Below are 17,730 nucleotides of genomic sequence, written 5' to 3'. Positions count from 1 at the left end.
CCGAGATACGGGAATTCGAACGAACCCACGAAAATAAGCGAGTGTAAAGACTTGGGAGGCCGTTGAGATTGACAGACTACGTTCGCCAGCGAGGTTCACCACCATCGCATTCAAGGTCGAATAAGTGAGACCGTAGCCTGTCGCAAAGAGAACGGTGGCGACGACGTACAGCAGCTCGCTTCCCGGGTTCAAAACCAAAAGTCCGATCCCAATCAGTGTCGTCACGAAGAGGGTGAGTGCTAGGCGCCCAAGCGGCAACTTACCGATCATACCCGCGACGGAGAATCGCAATGTGACAGTCGTGACGGTGAATGTCAGAAAGAAGACATTCGGTGAGAGTCCGCGCGTTTCGGCATATATGCTTTGAAACGTGGACAGGCCTGCGAACGTACAAGCACCGATCGCCAACATGACCACCGGCAACACCGTTCTCCCCCACAAAATAGACATGGTCGTCGGATCGGATAAGCGACGGCGCTGGTAGAAAGTTGCGGCTGATGCTGATCTGAACCCTTCAAACTGGACCAATTTTGGTTAGAGTTTTCCGGTGCATTTTCCTGGCTGGGAAAGGACCAGAAGACGATGAAAGCATCGCAGTTTTCGGACGCCCAGAAGGCGTTCATTCTGAAGCAAGGTGATGAAGGCGTGTCGGTTGCTGAAATCTGCAGGAAGGCAGGGATCAGCCAGGCGACCTATTTCAACTGGAAGAAAAAATACGCGGGCATGCTGCCGCCGGAGATGAAACGGTTGAAGCAGCTCGAGGACGAGAATTCGCGCCTGAAGAAGATCGTCGCGGATCTGACGCTGGACCGCGAGATGTTGCAGGATGTCATCCGCCGAAAGCTCTAAGGCCTGCTCGGAAGCGGGAGATGGTGAAAGGCATGTGCTGCGATTGGGCGATCTCGATCCGACGTGCTTGTGGAGCGTTGAACTTCGATCGATCAACTCACCACTATACCTCTCGCCGCGCTGATCAGGCCGGTCTGGAACGTCGTATTCGCGAGATCTGCGAGATCCGTGTGCGGTACGGCTATCGCCGCGTGCATGTGCTGTTGGAACGCGAGGGTTGGGGCACCAACATCAAGCGAACCTACCGCATTTACAGGGACTTGGGGCTACCGTTGCGGAACAAGACACCGAAGCGGAGGGTAAAGGCCAAGCTTCGCGAGGATCGGCACATGGCCGTCGGACCCAACGACGTCTGGGCGATGGACTTCGTTCACGACCAACTCGCAACGGGTAAGAAACTGCGCGTGCTGACGGTGGTCGACACCTTCTCGCGCTACGTGCCGGTGCTTGATCCGCGTCATAGCTATAGAGGCGAAGACGTTGTGCAAACCCTTGAACGGTGTGCCAAAAAGCCGGCTATCCGAAAACGATCCGTGTCGACCAAGGGACCGAGTTCGTGTCGCGCGACTTGGACCTGTGGGCCTATTCCAAGGGTGTGACGTTGGACTTCTCACGCCCCGGCAAGCCGACTGATAATGCTTTCATCGAAGCGTTCAATGGCCGCTTCCGTGCAGAATGCCTGAACCAGGATTGGTTCCTGACCCTTGCGGATGCCCGCGAAAAGATGGAGGATTGGCGTAGATACTACAATCCTGTTTCATAACGCCCATCTTTCTATGTTGTTGAAGTAAATAGGTTTCCTTGATTTTGAGGCGATCCCGCGGGGTGTCTGGGGTTCTGTCGTACTCGATCGACGAGCTGTTTTGCTTGCGGGAGTTCAAGCTTTGAGCGACTAAAGATCCATGGGCCTGCCGGCAAGGGATGCACGCCCTCGATCTCACCTGTTTCGGCGGCGATTCTCAATGTTTTTGGCGTAACGCCAAGTAGCTTCGCCGCCTTTCCCAGGTTGAGCCAAGGCTCTATCCCGTCTGACTGCGGCCGGTAGACCGGGATCTTGCGGTACGACCGGAGTGCTGTGACACGTTCCCTTGTCCAGCGATTGCCATTGCCGGTGGCCAATCCATTGCGATTGAGTATCCCGGCAATAAGGTCGTCATTGGCAATGAGCACGAGCTGCCGTACTGCCTCAATGAGGTCGTCGGGGGTCGCGTTTCTTTGTCCACGACGTCGTTTCGGCAGTCGCAGTTCGGTGTGAACTCCACCAGCCCAATGGATGACGAGGACGATCTCTGAAGCCACATCGTCGAGATCGGCGATCACTTCATGAATGACCGTGCGCACGATCCGTTTTTTAAGCCTGGTATCGGTTGTTGGCGCCGACCAGACGGCACGAAGGTCCCCGGCAAGAGCAGCTATATCCAACATGGAATACGACGACACTTGCGGTATCGCGGCTTTGTGGCTGGCAATCTTATTCTCGATCTCGCCAACGCGAATGAGAGCCTTGTTCCAGCGCGCCTCGAGCTCCGATGCCACCAGCCGGTTCTCGGGATCAGCAGTGTCATATTGCCGGAATGCCCGGTCGGCCGCAAAGCTCGCCGCCTCGAGATCTCGCTGAAGGGCGTCGTGAACTTGATCACGACGGTTGGCTATGTTGCGTTCTGCTTCAGCGCTAGCAGCAATGGCTCCTGGTTCAACGACGCCAAGAAGCATCTCCTCGATCGCATCGTCGACCCGCAGGCCACCGAAGGCGATGCAGCGAGGCTCACCGTTGTCGAGCAGGCCACGCCAGCAGGAATAGCGCGGAATGTTATGATTGTTTCCAGTGTAGCGGACCGTCAGCTTCCGCCCGCACCTCTTACAACGGAAAAGGCCGGCAAGCAGAGCGTCGCCATGCTTCGGCGCCCCGTGATGTCGGCTGGCAGGCACATTATTGCTGACCATTTTGCGGATCTCCTCCGCCCGTTCCCAACTGACGTAGCCTTCGTGGGCATCCGGGATCAAGGCCAGCCATTCAGCGCGCGCCTTGCGGCGAATTCCGGATCGGCCATCGTATCCCGGCATGGAGCGACTCTTACCATAAGCATACGCGCCTCCGTAGATCGGATTATCAATCATCCGATGGATGGTTGCGTAATTGGGCCTGCGCCAGGTGACCTCGCCGTTGGCGCGCCTGACCGGCAGGTCCAGGCCTTGCTCGAGGAACCATAGTAGCGCCTGCCTGGCACTGCCGAGTTCGGCAACCTTGTTGAAGACGAGCGCAATGGCCTCCTGGATGCGCCGGTCGGGATCCTTCTCGATCCTGTCGCCGGCCTTCAAGAATCCAATCGGGACAGTAACGACAAGCTCACCGCGGCGCGCCTTCTCATAGCGGGCGGAAAGGGAGCGTTGGCGCAAGAGATCCAGCTCATACTCGTTGAGGCTACCCTTCAGCCCCAAAAGCAGGCGGTCATTACCCTGGCGCGGTGCATAGACCGCTTCCTGGTCGATCAGAACGGTGTCGACGACGCGGCACATCTCAATGAGCTGTTGCCAATCCCGGCTGTTGCGGGCAAAGCGCGATACCTCTCGTGCTGCAACCGCTCCAACCTTTCCAAGGCAGACCTCGGCAACCATCCGGTCGAAACCGGCGCGGGTTACGCCTCCGGCGGCCGAACGGCCTAGATCTTCATCGACTGTTTCGATCTGCGCCCAGCCAAGTGCTTTCAAGCGGTCGCGCATGGCGTATTGAAGCGCGCTACTTTCGCGATTGTGCAGAACCTGATGAGCCGACGATTGTCGGACGTACAGAATGGCCTTGCGTTCAAGATGGTGGGCGCTGATCTTCTCATGCATCATGATTGGCCTCCTTCGACTGGGAGGCGCTCTCGCCGTTTGAGTGGTCGACGAGCAGCCGCACGATGAGCGCCGTCAACGCCTGTTGTGTTCCTTCCGGCAACGTCTGCCATTGCGGCATCGCTGGCGTCTTCCCGCTGTGGGCACTCGAGAACAGATCGAACTGATATGTCGTAAACTGGCGTGGCATGGACATCTCCCCGACTCGTTTCGTGAGAGATCAATGCTGCGCTCATATCCGCGCCCTGTGAGGGAGTGCCTGCCTCTTCCAGCAACTTTGCCAAAGCAAGCAGGCAAGCTAAATCGGCATACGCAATTGGTAAGGCCAACCACCGCGCACTCAGTGTTCGGTCAAACATCCACACCGGGACCTCAAGCAACCGACATGACGTCGAACCCGAAAGGCTGCAGCGGAACACAGCAGACCCCTTGTCCACCAATCCATGGATATGGATAAGCCGCCCAGACCAGGGATGCCACGGATATAAAAGCTCGCGAACCTCGGTCCCGTGGGTGTTCCGTCGCCCTGTTGTACAATGAGGAAAGACCTCATGGTGCGATCGGCAACAAGGTGCCGATCTCGTTGGTGAATTCGGGAGGCGCAACCAGCCCGCCTCCCTGAATGAAGCCGGAAAACTCTAGCATCCGGTGGTCCAACGTTTGGGAGCGGTTCAAGACCGCCGAGGCTCTAATCGCCGCCGGATGAAAATTCAGTGGCAGGTCATTTGGTCTCGATGTTGCACAAGGAGCCAATTCCAGCGGCCACGAAGTACTTGGTATGCACCCGTGGGAACAACATGGGCGCTTCAATTGAACGGAAACTCAAATTTATGGCTGGCTCTGACAAATTACGGACGATCAGCGATAGTTCGGGTCTCCAGCGGGATTGCAGCATGAGGCCGGCAGTCAATACCAAAGGACATTACTGCGACTTCGCCGAATGCCGGTAATAGACATCCGCCAGAATGTGGTGGTCATGGCGGTAGACTTCGGCCATGATATTATAGAGGCTTGGATCGTGAGCCTCGAAATCTTCTGATGTGGCAATGGTGAGATTGCCTCGGCTGTAAGCCAAGTTCGTATTGAACCAAAATCGCGTGCCCTCGGCCCAATACTCATCGACGTTGTTCTCCATATAGGAACACGCCCAGAAGCCTTTCTCGTAGGCGTGCGAATAGGCACGTTCAACTCGTGCAACGAGATCAGGATCTACCGTGCGCAGCGCGTTGAAAATATTATGTGAGAATTCGTGAACAAGAATGTTCCCGCCGTAATACCGCGTGCCCGGCACGCCCATCAAATTCTCCACAGCTCCCGTCGTGTAGAGCCCGCCCATGCCGCGCGCCCTTTGTGCCCAGTAGTCTCGGGCAGTCATCTTGCCGATCGTGTTGGCGTAATCCCGCCGCTCGTCAGGGGTGAGACGTGGATCATCGGGAAGAGGCTTCTTCCAATCCCGCTGCTCGGGAATATCAGTCGTCGTCTCGTCAATTGCCATGACGCCCACCCGCGCTCCAGCCTGGATTAAAGCATCGCGGACATCACGGCGTTCTGACAACATGTAGAGGACAATGTCACGTGAGATCAATAGTGCCGTGTCTGGAACCTTGTTTGACGAAATAATAGGTATGCCCGCTGCGTCAGCATATTTGGCATAAAATGGATCCAGATTGAGTGATGTCGGTGGGCTGCGAACTATGAAAGTCTCGAAACTCGATACATCAGCCGCGGACAAAGGCGAGTCAGATAAGACATTCTCAGCGCCGCCGAGTCTGCCTGCGGATGCAGCAAGAAGGTACCCACCGCACAACACCATCCCCATCGAGCATACATCCATCATCGTGACCTCTCGTTAACGGCTGTCTTTCGTGAGACGACGCAACAACCGTGCCAGTCACTAAGTATTTCCTCGGGGGCTCATCGGCGCCGCCGGCTCTGTACCAGACCATGTGCGTGACGATCGGCATCCGGTGACCAGGGTATGACGATCACCTCATACCGTTATCTAGGAGAAAATTGCGATCTCGCGGCCGCCTCGCCAGTCCTGGGAGACGTTTGCTGTGTCCGGGGTCCTAAAAGCTTGCACCGGAAACGCACTGATCTGCGAATCCATTCCTGTACCCATCATCTTCTCCCGAGGTCGGGATCGCCAGGCAAGTATGTCCTCTGGCAATCTTCGCCGATACCCAGCGTGCCGGTCCATGGGCTGCGATAGCCAAAGCGAACCAGGGCGTTTTGCGAGGGGAACCCCTTTCAGATTCAACAGGAGAATGCTGCTGCCTATCGCCGCGTCCCATTTTGTGTGGAATCAGACGGGCGCAAACCGAACATTCCGAAAAAACCCCTCCGCCAGGTCGGGTCGTTCGACGACTTTCGACGCCGGGATAGACCAGCCCGGTTCCGCCGAGGGTTCTAATGTGATCTCGACAATTTGCCTGATTATCGCCGAAAACGTCTTTGGCTTGCTTCTGCCTGAGTAGCGAGCCTCTCAGTCATGGTCAACTTTTCAGTTCAATGTCCTGGATGCCTGATCAAGATGATCCAGCATGATGGACAAGGCGGCATGTTCACGAAGAAGTTGGAGCCCGGCCGCTTCATCTGGCGTCGGCAGCCGATGGCAGGCCGATTGATTGGAACGCATCCATTGGACGGATGAGTTCCATCCAAACAAATGATTTCACCAGCTTATACCAGTGCCATTAGAAGCGCCCCAACGAGTGCGTATCAAGTAGTTGCTCTGTCGACGCCTGGACAGAGTATTAAGTGGAGGTTTAGGTATGAGCCCTCAGGTGCGGTGGAAAGTGTGCTGGGAAAACGAGTTGGAGCTCTCTGACCACACGGAGCTCGCAGATTTCTTTCGGAAGACCTATGGGCCAACTGGAGCTTACAACGCCCTTCCATTCGAAGGTGCTCGTAGTTGGTCAGGAGCTAGGCCCGAGCTTCGCGTAATAGGCTATGATGCGCACGGTGTGGCCGCTCACATGGGGTTGTTGCGTCGTTTCGTTCGGGTTGGCGAGGTCGATCTACTCGTATGCGAGCTTGGATTGTGGGGCGTGCGTCCAGATCTTGAGGGGTACGGCATTAATTCGATGCGCATTGTTTACCCAGTGCTGCAGCAACTTGGCGTTCGGTTTGCGTTCGGCGGTGTTCGGCAGGCGTTGCGCAACCTTGTTCTCAGGCTCTGCCGAAATGGTCTTGCGACGGTTTTGGAAGGGGTACGCGTGCGATCCACCCTTGCCGATGTTTATCTCAACCTCCCGCCGACGCGCTGTGAAAACGTAATTTTGGTAGTATTCCCAATAGGATGCTCAATGAGTGATTGGCCATCGGGGACCTTGATCGAGCGGAATGGCCCTGAGCTATGAAAGAGCATGGTCCCATAGCTGAAGTTATCCGAAGAGACGGTGGCGGCCCAGTGATCGGTGCGTCTATTTAACCCTCGATGACGGACCGACCCACACGATGACACATCCCGCACCTTTCGATCTGCGAACGCTTAGACGTCAAGCGTGAGATATTCGAGACAAGCAGGACCATCAGGAACATATGCCCCGAAGCCTCGGTACCGCAATCCGGGCACCTGGTGGAAGTATGAACATCATCGGCTAATGCCGTATTTTTGCGCGCTCGCGGGTTCACGATCCGCGCTCCTCGTTCGACCCGCTAACTGACGCCACTGCCGCAGAGCACGGCATCGGAGCCTGCGCACAAGCGCACTGCCGACCATACTGCGATGGCCGACAACCCAGATCTTCTTGTTGGACAAGTCGTACACTCAGAGCTCTTCCCGGCTGTTCAGGGCCTTCCAGTGCTTGACATCCTCGCGCACCATCTCGGCGACGAGCTCCTGAACCGGGGCCTTGTGTTGCCAGCCCAGCTTCTGGCGGGCCTTGGTCGGATCACCGGCAGAAGATCAACTTCCGTCGGGCGGAGGTATCGAGGATCGACTTCAACAAGGCAGGCACCGGACGCGGAGTCGTAGCCAGTCGACGTCGGACGCCTTCCATTCCAAAGTAATGTTCACGTCGGCAAAAGCCCGCTCGAGAAATTGGCCGACACTCGTCGTCTCGCCGGTCGCCAAGACGTGGCCATCCGGTTTGTCCTGCTGCAGCATGCGCGACATGCCCTCGACATACTCACGTGCGTGGCCCCAGTCGTAGCTCCTGGCGCTGTTTTTGGCCAGCTGTCGGGCGCGGCGGGCCTGCGCGATCGAAGTTGGCTTGTTCAGCCACAAGGCGAAGCTCTATCACCTGGGCGCTCGCAGCGTCTCCCGTGCGATACGCCATTTCTCTCTTGGCTACAGGGATGTGCGATTGTCTCCTGTTTTCAAAGCTCTTTGTCCTGCTGATAGTCGCGGTCGCGCTGGCGCGCGGTCGACCTAGACATGTCCTGCGATTGATGAATCGATTGTGAGGTGACGGGGCCGGTCGAAGCTGATTCAACATCCACAGCGGAGAGGTGGATGATGGGACAGGCCCTGAGCGATGATCTCCTAATACGGGTTTTGAAAGCGTCTGCGGCGGGCATGTCGGCTCGACAGGCTGCGGACGTTTCGGAGTTGGGATTTCGACGGCGATCCGCTGGATTGCAAGAGCGAAAGAGGGTGAGTTAACTGCTCTGCCACAGAGCTGGAGACGACCTTCGGCAGTGGATGCACACGAGGAATTCGTTGTCGCGTTGATCGACGAGCGTAGGGATGTGACGCTCGATGAGATGGTTGAGCGCTTGTCCGTCGAGCGGCAGGTGAAGATCAGCCGCAGCGCACTTGGCGCCTGGCTTCGAGGCCGTGGGTGGACCTTTAAAAAAAGACCGCACACGCACTGGAGCAGGACCGACCGGACGTCCTGAAGCGCCGGCGCGCCTGGTTCGATGGTCAATTGGACCTCGATCCGGAGAAACTGATCTTCATCGACGAAACCGGCCTCTCGACCAAGATGTCACGTCTGCGCGGACGTGCATTGCGAGGTGAGCGTTGCCGTGCCGGCGTGCCGCACGGCCATTGGAAAACAACGACTTTCACCGGTGCGTTGCGCCTCAGCGGAATGACCGCACCATTCGTCTACGATGGCGCGATGAACGGCAACGTCTTCCTTGCTTATGTCGAACAGGTGCTGGTGCCGACCCTGGAGATCGGCGACGTCGTCATTATGGATAACCTGCCTGCACACAAGATAGCCGGTGTCCGCGATGCCATCGAACGTGCCGGCGCCAAGCTCATGTTCCTGCCGCCCTATAGTCCGGACTTCAATCCCATCGAGAACGCATTCTCGAAGCTGAAAGCCATGTTGCGAGGCCGAGCCGAGCGAAAGATCGATGCTCTATGGGATGCGGTCGGGGCCTTGATACCTCGCTTCACTGCGGCAGAATGCGCAAACTACCTTAAGGCCGCTGGATATGACCCAGATTGAGCAGGATTTGCTCTAGCGGTGCAAGTGATGCCATCACGACACCGTCTGTCGGCTTTGTCTGATCGGCGACATTAGGTTTGTTTGGCAGTTTCCTGTGGTGGTTCGGAGTAACTTTCTGAAACCCAACAAAAAGATCTTTCCTTTGGCTCGATCGGCCCACATGGCACGGGTTTTGAAGATTGCCATGCGAGGCGGCGCGAGCTGCCTGCCTTTTACTCAGCGATGGATGGAACGAAAGAAGGAAGGCGATATGTCAGATTTGCGTCAAATCGCATTTTACGGCAAAGGGGGGATCGGCAAGTCCACCACCTCCCAAAATACGCTCGCAGCGCTTGTCGACCTCGGGCAGAAGATCCTGATCGTCGGATGCGACCCGAAAGCCGACTCCACCCGGCTGATCCTGAACGCCAAAGCACAGGACACGGTTCTGCATCTGGCAGCGCAGGAAGGTTCGGTGGAAGACCTTGAGCTCGAGGACGTGCTCAAGGCCGGCTACAAAGGCATCAAGTGCGTGGAGTCCGGCGGTCCGGAACCGGGCGTCGGCTGCGCCGGGCGCGGCGTCATCACCTCGATCAATTTCCTTGAAGAGAACGGTGCATATGACGATGTCGACTACGTCTCCTATGACGTGCTCGGCGATGTGGTGTGCGGTGGCTTTGCGATGCCGATCCGTGAGAACAAGGCCCAGGAGATCTACATCGTGATGTCCGGCGAGATGATGGCGCTCTATGCCGCCAACAACATCGCCAAGGGCATTCTGAAATATGCCCATTCCGGCGGCGTGCGGCTCGGCGGCCTGATCTGTAACGAGCGCCAGACGGACCGCGAGCTCGACCTCTCCGAGGCGCTGGCTGCCAGGCTCAATTCCAAGCTCATCCACTTTGTGCCGCGTGACAACATCGTTCAGCACGCCGAGCTCAGGAAGATGACGGTGATCCAGTACGCGCCGGACTCCAAGCAGGCCGGGGAATATCGGGCGCTAGCCGAGAAGATCCATGCCAATTCGGGCCAAGGGACCATTCCGACCCCGATTACCATGGAAGAGCTCGAAGACATGCTGCTCGACTTCGGCATCATGAAGAGCGACGAGCAGATGCTGGCCGAACTACAGGCCAAGGAGTCAGCGGTGGTTGCGGCTCAATAACTGCCGCTGTCGACAGGACGCGCTGGCCCTTGCGCCAGCGCGTCCTTCCAAGAAAGCCGCTTCGGCGACGACGACCTAACCCGAACCTTGAAAGGGGCAGGGGCCCATGAGCCTTGATTACGAGAATGACAGCGTTTTGCATGAACAGCTCATTGCGGAAGTGTTAGCGCAATATCCAGACAAGGCGGCGAAGCGCCGCAAGAAGCACCTCAGCGTCGCAACGAGCGGCGACGAGCCTGGCGATGAGCCGAAGGCCCTTTCCGAATGCGACGTCAAATCGAACATCAAGTCCATTCCGGGCGTGATGACGATCCGCGGCTGCGCCTATGCCGGTTCCAAAGGCGTGGTATGGGGGCCGGTCAAGGACATGGTCCACATCTCGCACGGGCCGGTCGGTTGCGGTCATTATTCCTGGTCGCAACGCCGCAACTACTACGTCGGCCTGACGGGCATCGACACGTTCGTGACGCTGCAGTTCACCTCAGACTTCCAGGAAAAGGACATCGTGTTCGGCGGCGACAAGAAGCTTGAACAGGTCATCGACGAGATCGAGGAGCTTTTCCCCCTCAACAACGGCATCAGCGTGCAGTCGGAATGCCCGATCGGGCTGATTGGCGACGACATTGAGGCGGTGTCGCGCAAGAAGGCCAAGGAGCACGAAAAGACGATCGTGCCGGTGCGCTGCGAGGGCTTCCGCGGCGTCTCGCAATCGCTCGGCCACCACATCGCCAACGACGCCATCCGTGACTGGGTTTTCGACAAGAACGAAGTCGAGTTTGAGACCGGCCCTTACGATGTCAACGTCGTCGGCGACTACAATATCGGTGGCGACGCGTGGGCTACGCGCATTCTATTGGAGGAGGTGGGGCTGCGCGTGGTCGGCAACTGGTCGGGTGATGCCACGCTCGCTGAGGTCGAGCGCGCGCCAAAGGCCAAGCTGAACCTCATCCACTGCTACCGCTCGATGAACTACATCTGTCGGCACATGGAGGAAAAATACGGCATCCCGTGGATGGAATACAATTTCTTTGGTCCGTCCCAGATCGAAACCTCCCTGCGCGAAATAGCCAAGCACTTCGGTCCGGAAATCGTCGACAAGACCGAGGCTGTCATCACCAAGTACCGGCCCCTGGTCGATGCTGTCGTCGACAAGTACCGGCCGCGCCTCGAAGGCAAGACGGTGATGCTCTATGTCGGCGGCCTGCGTCCTCGCCACGTCATCACGGCCTATGAGGACCTCGGCATGCGGATCGTCGGCACCGGCTACGAGTTCGCCCACAACGACGACTATCAGCGCACCGGCCATTATGTGAACAAGGGTACGCTGATCTATGACGACGTGACCGGTTACGAGCTGGAAAAGTTCATCGAAGGCATCCGCCCCGACCTTGTTGGGTCCGGCATTAAAGAGAAGTATCCGGTGCAGAAGATGGGCATCCCCTTCCGCCAGATGCACTCCTGGGATTATTCCGGCCCGTATCACGGCTATGACGGCTTCGCCATATTCGCCCGCGACATGGATCTGGCCATCAATAATCCGGTGTGGGATCTCTACGACGTCCCCTGGAAAAAAGAGGCCGCGCCAGCTGAGGCGGTTGCGGCCGAATGAGAGCCTGGCCTGTCTTGGGAAGGGGCAGGCCAGGCTCTTCCCATCGGACTTGATCCGCACTCGTGACAGATGACATCCCATTGCCGCCACCGGTGCGGCGCGATGAAAAGAAAGGTGCTTACTATGCCGCAGTCGGCGGAAAAAGTTCTTGACCATGCTCCCCTGTTCCGCGAGCCGGAATACAGGCAGATGCTCGCCGAGAAGAAAGCCAATTTCGAATGCCCCCACCCGGATCAGGTCGTTGCCGATCAAAACGACTTCACGAAGACCTGGGAGTATCGCGAAAAGAACCTGGGCCGCGAAGCCCTGGTCGTGAACCCGGCCAAAGCCTGCCAGCCGCTCGGTGCCGTCTTCGCAGCCGCAGGCTTTGAGCAAACGATGTCCTTCGTCCATGGCAGCCAGGGCTGCGTCGCTTATTACCGTTCGCATCTGTCGCGTCACTTCAAGGAGCCTTCATCGGCGGTCTCGTCCTCGATGACGGAGGACGCGGCAGTGTTCGGCGGGTTGAAGAACATGGTCGACGGGCTCGCCAATACATACAAGCTCTACGATCCAAAGATGATCGCCGTCTCGACCACCTGCATGGCCGAAGTCATTGGAGACGACCTCCACGGCTTCATCGAAAACGCAAAGAACGAAGGGTCGGTCCCGCACGACTTCGATGTTCCTTTCGCCCACACGCCTGCCTTCGTCGGCAGCCACGTCGATGGCTATGACGGCATGATCAAGGGCATTCTGGAGAACTTCTGGAAAGGCAACGAGCGGAAGGAGGTTGCTCAAGCCATCAACATCATTCCCGGCTTCGACGGCTTCTGCGTCGGCAACAACCGCGAACTGAAGCGCCTGCTCGACATGATGGGCGTATCCTACATCTTCATCCAGGATGCCTCCGACCAGTTCGACACGCCGTCTGACGGTACGTACCGCATGTATGACGGCGGCACGAAGATCGAGGACTTGAAAACGGCGTTGAATGCCGAAGCGACCCTGTCGCTGCAGCACTATAACACGCGCAAAACGCTGGAATATTGCAAGGAGGTCGGTCAGGTTACGGCTTCGTTCCATTATCCGCTGGGTGTTCAGGCGACCGACGAATTCCTGATGAAGGTCTCGGAGATTACCGGCAAGGAAATTCCTCCGGCAATCGGCCTGGAACGCGGCCGTCTCGTCGACGCTATGGCAGATAGCCAAGCCTGGCTGCACGGGAAGAAATACGCGATCTACGGCGATCCTGACTTCGTCTACGCCGTTGCCCGGTTCGTCTTGGAAACCGGCGGTGAGCCGACCCACTGCCTTGCTACCAACGGCACGTCGGCCTGGGAAGCCGAGATGAAGGCGTTGCTCGCATCCTCGCCCTTCGGCAAGGATGCCCAGGTCTGGGCGGGCAAGGACCTGTGGGCGTTGCGCTCGCTGCTCTTTACCGAGCCGGTTGATCTTATGATCGGCAATTCCTATGGCAAGTATCTCGAGCGCGACACCGGCACCCCATTGATCCGGCTGACCTTTCCGATATTCGACCGGCACCATCACCACCGTTTCCCGCTCATGGGCTACCAGGGCGGCCTGCGCGTCCTGACGACGATCCTCGACAAGATCTTCGACAAGCTCGATCGCGAGACGAGCGAGCCGGGTGTGACGGACTATTCTTACGACCTGACCCGCTAGGAGCGGCGGCGGTCGGCCTTGCTAGGCCGGCCGCCTTCATCTGAACTTGGAGACCGCAATGCCCTTGCTCAATGCTAAAGTCCAGGATGTCTTTGACGAGCCTGCCTGCGAGAAGAACCGCAGCAAGGATTCCAAGGCGCGCAAAAACGGCTGTTCGAAGCCGCTGATCCCCGGGGCGGCAGCCGGCGGATGCGCTTTCGATGGCGCCAAGATCGTGCTGCAGCCGATCACCGACGTCGCGCACCTGATCCATGGGCCTCTCGGCTGTGAGGGCAATTCCTGGGACAACCGCGGATCGGCTTCCTCAGGTCCAACGCTCTGGCGCACGAGCTTCACGGCGCTGACCGACGCAGGCGCCATTGAAAAGAAGCCTTTCGATGAGGAGGACTAGGACATGGGTACATTGACAGGAAGTACGAATGGCCCTGCTGTCAACGAAGGGGATCTCGCCACCCCTTTTCTCAGATGCCTGATAAGGCTCATCCGCGCTCAGGATGCCCATGGGGCGTGGGAAGGCAAATCGGACGCTGACCTGCTGGCCGACTTCATCCTCACCAAGGAGCAGCGCCGTAAGATCCCGATCATAGGCGACCCGGATCCTGATGTGCTGTGGAGGCTACAGAATTTTTACAGTTGCGTGGGGCTTGTGATCGAAGAGTGCACAGGCCTGTTGGCATCGCCGATCATGACGATCGGCCATGAGGGCTTCGGCCGCTTGCTTTTGACGACTGGACGGTTGGTCGTTCTGTCGAAGACCCTGCGCGATGTCCACCGGTTCGGCTTTGAGACGCTAGGCAAGCTCGCCGAGACCGGCACGAAAATGGTCGATGACGCTATTGAAGTTATCGAAACCTATCCCGACGTGGCGCGGGCATCATGAAATCAATTTTCGAGGAAAGAGATCATGTCAGACATTGTGGAGCAGCTGAAGAAGGTCCGCAAGCTGCAGTCCCGCGCCGCCGCTGCGAAGATGGAGTTGCACGATCTTGCCGAGGACCTTCCGATTAATTGGGCTAGAATCAAGACCATTGCAGGAGAGACGTTCGACGCCTTCGCCGAGTTGAACGCTGCGAAGGAAGAGCTCGCTGCATTGGAGAATTCACGATGACTGGCCCTTTCGTCACGCGCGACGGCTCCAGCTGGGTGCCGGAGTACCTGACCTGCATCGATGCTACAACCTGCATCGGCTGTGGCCGATGCTTCAAAGCCTGCTCTCGCGAAGTCATGCACCTCTATGGCGTCGGTGAAGCGGGTGAAATCCTCGGCATCTGCGACGACGAGGAGGAAGACTTCGATGGCGAGCTCAATCGTATGATCATGGTTGTCGATGAGGCCGGCCGCTGCATTGGTTGCGGCGCCTGCGCGCGCGTCTGCCCGAAGAACTGTCAGATCCATGTCGCGGCAGACAAGGTTACTGCGTGATCTCGCGAACAAGTCAACGCTGTTACCTTCAGATCGTTTGTTGTCTCCTGCTGCTCGTCGTCTGCGCAAACGAACGAACGTAGTTACTTCGTGTGGCATTCCATCCACAAAGTTAGCGCTGCGATGGTGGTGACCTTGCCCCGTCGAGATAATCCATTTTGAAGTAAGCTCTGGCCCATTGAGAGGACCAGAGAATGAAGCGCAACCGTTTCACAGACGAACAGATCATCGGGATTCTGAAGGAGCACGAGGCTGGCACGCCGGTCTTGGAGCTTTGCCGCAAACACGGTGTCAGCGATGCCAGCATCTATAAATGGAAAGCGAAGTTCGGCGGCATGGAAGTGTCGGAAGCCAAACGGCTGAAGACGCTGGAGGACGAAAACACAAAGCTGAAGCGGCTTCTGGCAGATGCCATGCTCGACAATGCCGCTTTGAAAGACCTTTTGGGAAAGAAGTGGTGACGCCCGCAGCAAAGCGGCGAGCTGTCGCGCATCTGGTTGATCAACATCAGATGAGCGAACGGCGGGCGTGTAAAGCCATCGGCTATTGTCGGATGACGATCCGTTACGAAACCAGGCGCGGTGACGACCATGACCTTCGCGATCGGATGAAGGCGCTGGCCCATGAACGCCGCCGCTTTGGCTATCGACGTCTTCATGTGCTGCTCAGACGTGAGGGACATCTTGTGAACCACAAGCGGCTCTTCCGGCTCTATCGAGAGGAAAAGCTGGCCGTGCGCAAGCGCGGCGGCCGCAAGCGAGCGATAGGCACACGAGCGCCGATGCTGATCCCGATGGCAGCCAATGATCGCTGGTCGTTGGACTTCGTGTCGGATCAGTTCACCGATGGGCGCAGGTTCCGAGTGCTGACCGTGGTCGATGATTGCACCAGGGAGTGCCTGGCGCTCGTCGCCGATACGTCCCTTTCCGGCCTGCGGGTTGCTCGTGAGTTGGACCGGATCATCGAGGGGCGAGGCAAACCGAAGATGATCGTCAGCGACAATGGCAGTGAGTTCACCAGCAACGCGATCCTGCAATGGACGGATCGGACCAAGGTGGAATGGCACTACATCGCGCCCGGCAAGCCGATCCAGAACGCCTTCATCGAAAGCTTCAATGGGCGGCTGCGAGACGAGTTCCTGAATGAAACGCTCTTCTCGTCACTGGCGTATGCTCGGTCAGCGCTTTCAAACTGGTGCAGCGATTACAACGATCATCGACCGCATTCCGGCCTCGGCTGGCTGACACCGGCCGAGTTCGCCCAGACCATCAACCCGCGACGTGATGCGGTGCTGCGCAGCCGGAATGGCTCCGCACCGCAACCCGCCGCTACCGCCGCAAATACAGCAACCCAAAACCGTCGGAGCGAACTCAAAACTGGATAAAACTTGGGGGCAAGGTCACCGCCACTTTTGTCAGGTTTGTCGTGATTGGAACGTTTTGTTCGCCGGTCTCCGTCAAATACACATCAACCTGCCCTCAACCCGCCCATTGATAAAAGAAAATCATCTTCTTGGCGCGTCGGAGCAGTTGGCATGGTGTTTGCTGATCCCTGGTTACAAGCGGCAGAAAGCAGTCTGCATTATGCCGGTTCATGAAACGAACGGAACGGAGGCCACCTGACCGTTCGTCATCGGATCCGCGTTCTACCAAGCGGCCATGCATAGTCCGCCGGCGGAAGGGTCAATCCCGATGTCACAGCTTGCAACCAACTCAAAGAGAAGGAAAATGCAATGACCAAGATTTCCGAAAGATCCTTTGAAACGATCGAAAACCCGGGGTCATCGTCGCTCAAGGTGCCAGATCAGTTCGGCGCATCTGTTGAAAAGGGGAACAAGAAGGTGACAGAGGCTTTTTTGAAATTTGCGTCCGGCGCTGAAGCGACACAGAAAATGCTGCCTCCGATCCTCGAAACGACAAGTCTATTCGGCAACGAATTGTGGTGGAAGACGATCGCTGCACTGCAGGCCGACGCCGAGGCCAGCTTCTCACATTTGCAAGCTTTGCTGGGCGCGAATTCGCCGTCGCAGATCCTCGAACAGCAGTCGACCTTTTTCCGCAAGCGCGTTGAGACAAGTTTGCAGCACGCCAAGGAAGTCCGGGTGCTCTCAAGCAGGGCGGTGGAGGAAATCTCAAAGCCGGTCAAGGATGCTTTTGACAAGGTCCTGACGGACCTCAAGGCGACGTAAAACTGAGGAGACCCTAGAAATACCGCGCGGTGATCTGCCCGGTGAAGAAACACCTGAAGTTCGCACTCGCTTCGATGACCGCCCGGTAACCCCGATCTTTCCCATTCATCTTCTGTGCACGGCTGATGCGCGGGACCATGTCTATGGCGCTTATATTCGCGCCCGAATGCAGAGCCCGCTTGAGCAACTCATTGTTGGCTGCGGGATAGAAGAAAGCGACTAGCGTCTTTTCAGGCGACAGCAGGGCGACCTCATTGATCGAGGCGCACCTTGACGATCACGTCGGCGGCCGCGGCGAGGGCCTGTGGAATTGGAAAACGACCACGACTTCCGCGTTTCGGTAGGCTTCGCTCGAGATTCCCGCCGTTAGGCCGGCACCAGTTCCACTGGCGATCAACAAACTATCGCCGGGGGCCAGCGCATGGAGCGAGCCGAAACCGTGGGATGGCTCGACCGGCGACAGCACGCGGACACCAATTTGTTTCACCCGTTTTGCGTATCAGTCATTCTTGCTCATTTCCTTGTGGCACGTCTCTTCGAACAGCCGGGACCGCGGCTCGACCCATGTCAGAACGAGATGTTAGGCGGGTTCGAAAGTGCCGACTTTCACAGC

At 57.6% G+C, this 17,730-nt stretch carries 13 protein-coding genes and 4 pseudogenes; 12 read left to right on the top strand and 5 right to left on the bottom strand.

The window, feature by feature from the left end:
* Positions 1-582: 582 nt before the first annotated feature.
* A pseudogene (locus AMK05_RS27415) lies at positions 583-1,600 on the top strand (IS3-like element ISRel21 family transposase); the annotation flags it as partial.
* Between the two features lie 23 nt (positions 1,601-1,623).
* Here AMK05_RS27415 and AMK05_RS27410 read toward each other — a convergent pair.
* From AMK05_RS27410 to AMK05_RS27400, 3 genes are all read right to left on the bottom strand, one after another.
* Entirely contained in the window at positions 1,624-3,687 is a 2,064-nt protein-coding gene (locus AMK05_RS27410) for a recombinase family protein (protein ID WP_064842796.1), read from the bottom strand.
* Positions 3,677-3,874: a hypothetical protein gene (locus AMK05_RS27405; protein WP_064842794.1), complete on the bottom strand. Its 198-nt coding sequence runs from the start codon at positions 3,872-3,874 to the stop codon at positions 3,677-3,679. The genes AMK05_RS27410 and AMK05_RS27405 overlap by 11 nt, the downstream gene beginning before the upstream one ends.
* Positions 3,875-4,606: 732 nt before the next feature.
* Positions 4,607-5,521: a hypothetical protein gene (locus tag AMK05_RS27400; RefSeq protein WP_064842791.1), complete on the bottom strand. Its 915-nt coding sequence runs from the start codon at positions 5,519-5,521 to the stop codon at positions 4,607-4,609.
* A gap of 937 nt (positions 5,522-6,458) precedes the next feature.
* Here AMK05_RS27400 and nodA point away from each other — a divergent pair.
* Entirely contained in the window at positions 6,459-7,046 is a 588-nt protein-coding gene (nodA, locus tag AMK05_RS27395; RefSeq protein WP_004679687.1) for a nodulation N-acyltransferase NodA, read from the top strand.
* A gap of 410 nt (positions 7,047-7,456) precedes the next feature.
* On the opposite strand, the pseudogene AMK05_RS35405 reads toward nodA, so the two are convergent.
* Positions 7,457-7,915: pseudogene (locus tag AMK05_RS35405) on the bottom strand (GDP-mannose 4,6-dehydratase).
* Positions 7,916-8,146: 231 nt separating this feature from the next.
* On the opposite strand from AMK05_RS35405, the pseudogene AMK05_RS34045 reads away from it, so the two are divergent.
* The 10 genes and pseudogenes from AMK05_RS34045 to AMK05_RS27330 all read left to right on the top strand — a co-directional run bounded on the left by AMK05_RS34045 (position 8,147) and on the right by AMK05_RS27330 (position 17,117).
* A pseudogene (locus AMK05_RS34045) lies at positions 8,147-9,089 on the top strand (IS630 family transposase).
* Positions 9,090-9,339: 250 nt separating this feature from the next.
* Positions 9,340-10,233 carry a nitrogenase iron protein gene (gene nifH, locus AMK05_RS27375; protein WP_004675840.1) on the top strand — a complete coding sequence of 298 codons (894 nt, stop codon included), beginning with the start codon at positions 9,340-9,342 and terminating at the stop codon, positions 10,231-10,233.
* 106 nt (positions 10,234-10,339) lie between these two features.
* Positions 10,340-11,842, top strand: a complete 1,503-nt coding sequence (gene nifD, locus AMK05_RS27370; protein WP_010023084.1) for a nitrogenase molybdenum-iron protein alpha chain — start codon at positions 10,340-10,342, stop codon at positions 11,840-11,842.
* A 123-nt stretch (positions 11,843-11,965) separates the two neighbouring features.
* Positions 11,966-13,507 carry a nitrogenase molybdenum-iron protein subunit beta gene (gene nifK / locus AMK05_RS27365; protein ID WP_004677342.1) on the top strand — a complete coding sequence of 514 codons (1,542 nt, stop codon included), beginning with the start codon at positions 11,966-11,968 and terminating at the stop codon, positions 13,505-13,507.
* Between the two features lie 58 nt (positions 13,508-13,565).
* Positions 13,566-13,844: pseudogene (locus AMK05_RS27360) on the top strand (nitrogenase component 1); the annotation flags it as partial.
* Between the two features lie 57 nt (positions 13,845-13,901).
* Positions 13,902-14,387: a NifX-associated nitrogen fixation protein gene (locus AMK05_RS27355; protein ID WP_064842782.1), complete on the top strand. Its 486-nt coding sequence runs from the start codon at positions 13,902-13,904 to the stop codon at positions 14,385-14,387.
* A gap of 24 nt (positions 14,388-14,411) precedes the next feature.
* On the top strand, positions 14,412-14,615 hold the full coding sequence (locus tag AMK05_RS27350) for a CCE_0567 family metalloprotein (protein WP_009991124.1): 204 nt from the start codon (positions 14,412-14,414) through the stop codon (positions 14,613-14,615).
* Positions 14,612-14,929, top strand: a complete 318-nt coding sequence (gene fdxB, locus AMK05_RS27345) for a ferredoxin III, nif-specific (RefSeq protein ID WP_040111886.1) — start codon at positions 14,612-14,614, stop codon at positions 14,927-14,929. Before AMK05_RS27350 ends, fdxB begins: the two co-directional genes overlap by 4 nt.
* A 194-nt stretch (positions 14,930-15,123) precedes the next feature.
* Positions 15,124-16,313, top strand: a protein-coding gene (locus AMK05_RS27335; RefSeq protein WP_089152671.1) for an IS3 family transposase whose coding sequence is annotated in 2 segments (ribosomal slippage) — positions 15,124-15,373 and positions 15,373-16,313 — 1,191 coding nt in all. Because the reading frame shifts where the segments join, the coding sequence is not laid out codon by codon here.
* 348 nt (positions 16,314-16,661) lie between these two features.
* Positions 16,662-17,117 (top strand): phasin, encoded by a 456-nt coding sequence (locus AMK05_RS27330; protein WP_010024976.1) that lies wholly within the window; start codon positions 16,662-16,664, stop codon positions 17,115-17,117.
* Between the two features lie 13 nt (positions 17,118-17,130).
* On the opposite strand, the gene AMK05_RS27325 is transcribed toward AMK05_RS27330, so the two are convergent.
* Positions 17,131-17,361: an NAD(P) transhydrogenase subunit alpha gene (locus AMK05_RS27325; RefSeq protein ID WP_257784968.1), complete on the bottom strand. Its 231-nt coding sequence runs from the start codon at positions 17,359-17,361 to the stop codon at positions 17,131-17,133.
* Between the last annotated feature and the right edge of the window lie 369 nt (positions 17,362-17,730).

The organism is Rhizobium sp. N324 (assembly GCF_001664485.1).
Classification (GTDB): Bacteria; Pseudomonadota; Alphaproteobacteria; order Rhizobiales; family Rhizobiaceae; genus Rhizobium.
The sequence above is the reverse complement of the archived record's forward strand: the minus strand, read 5'-3'. Positions and strand labels throughout refer to the sequence as shown.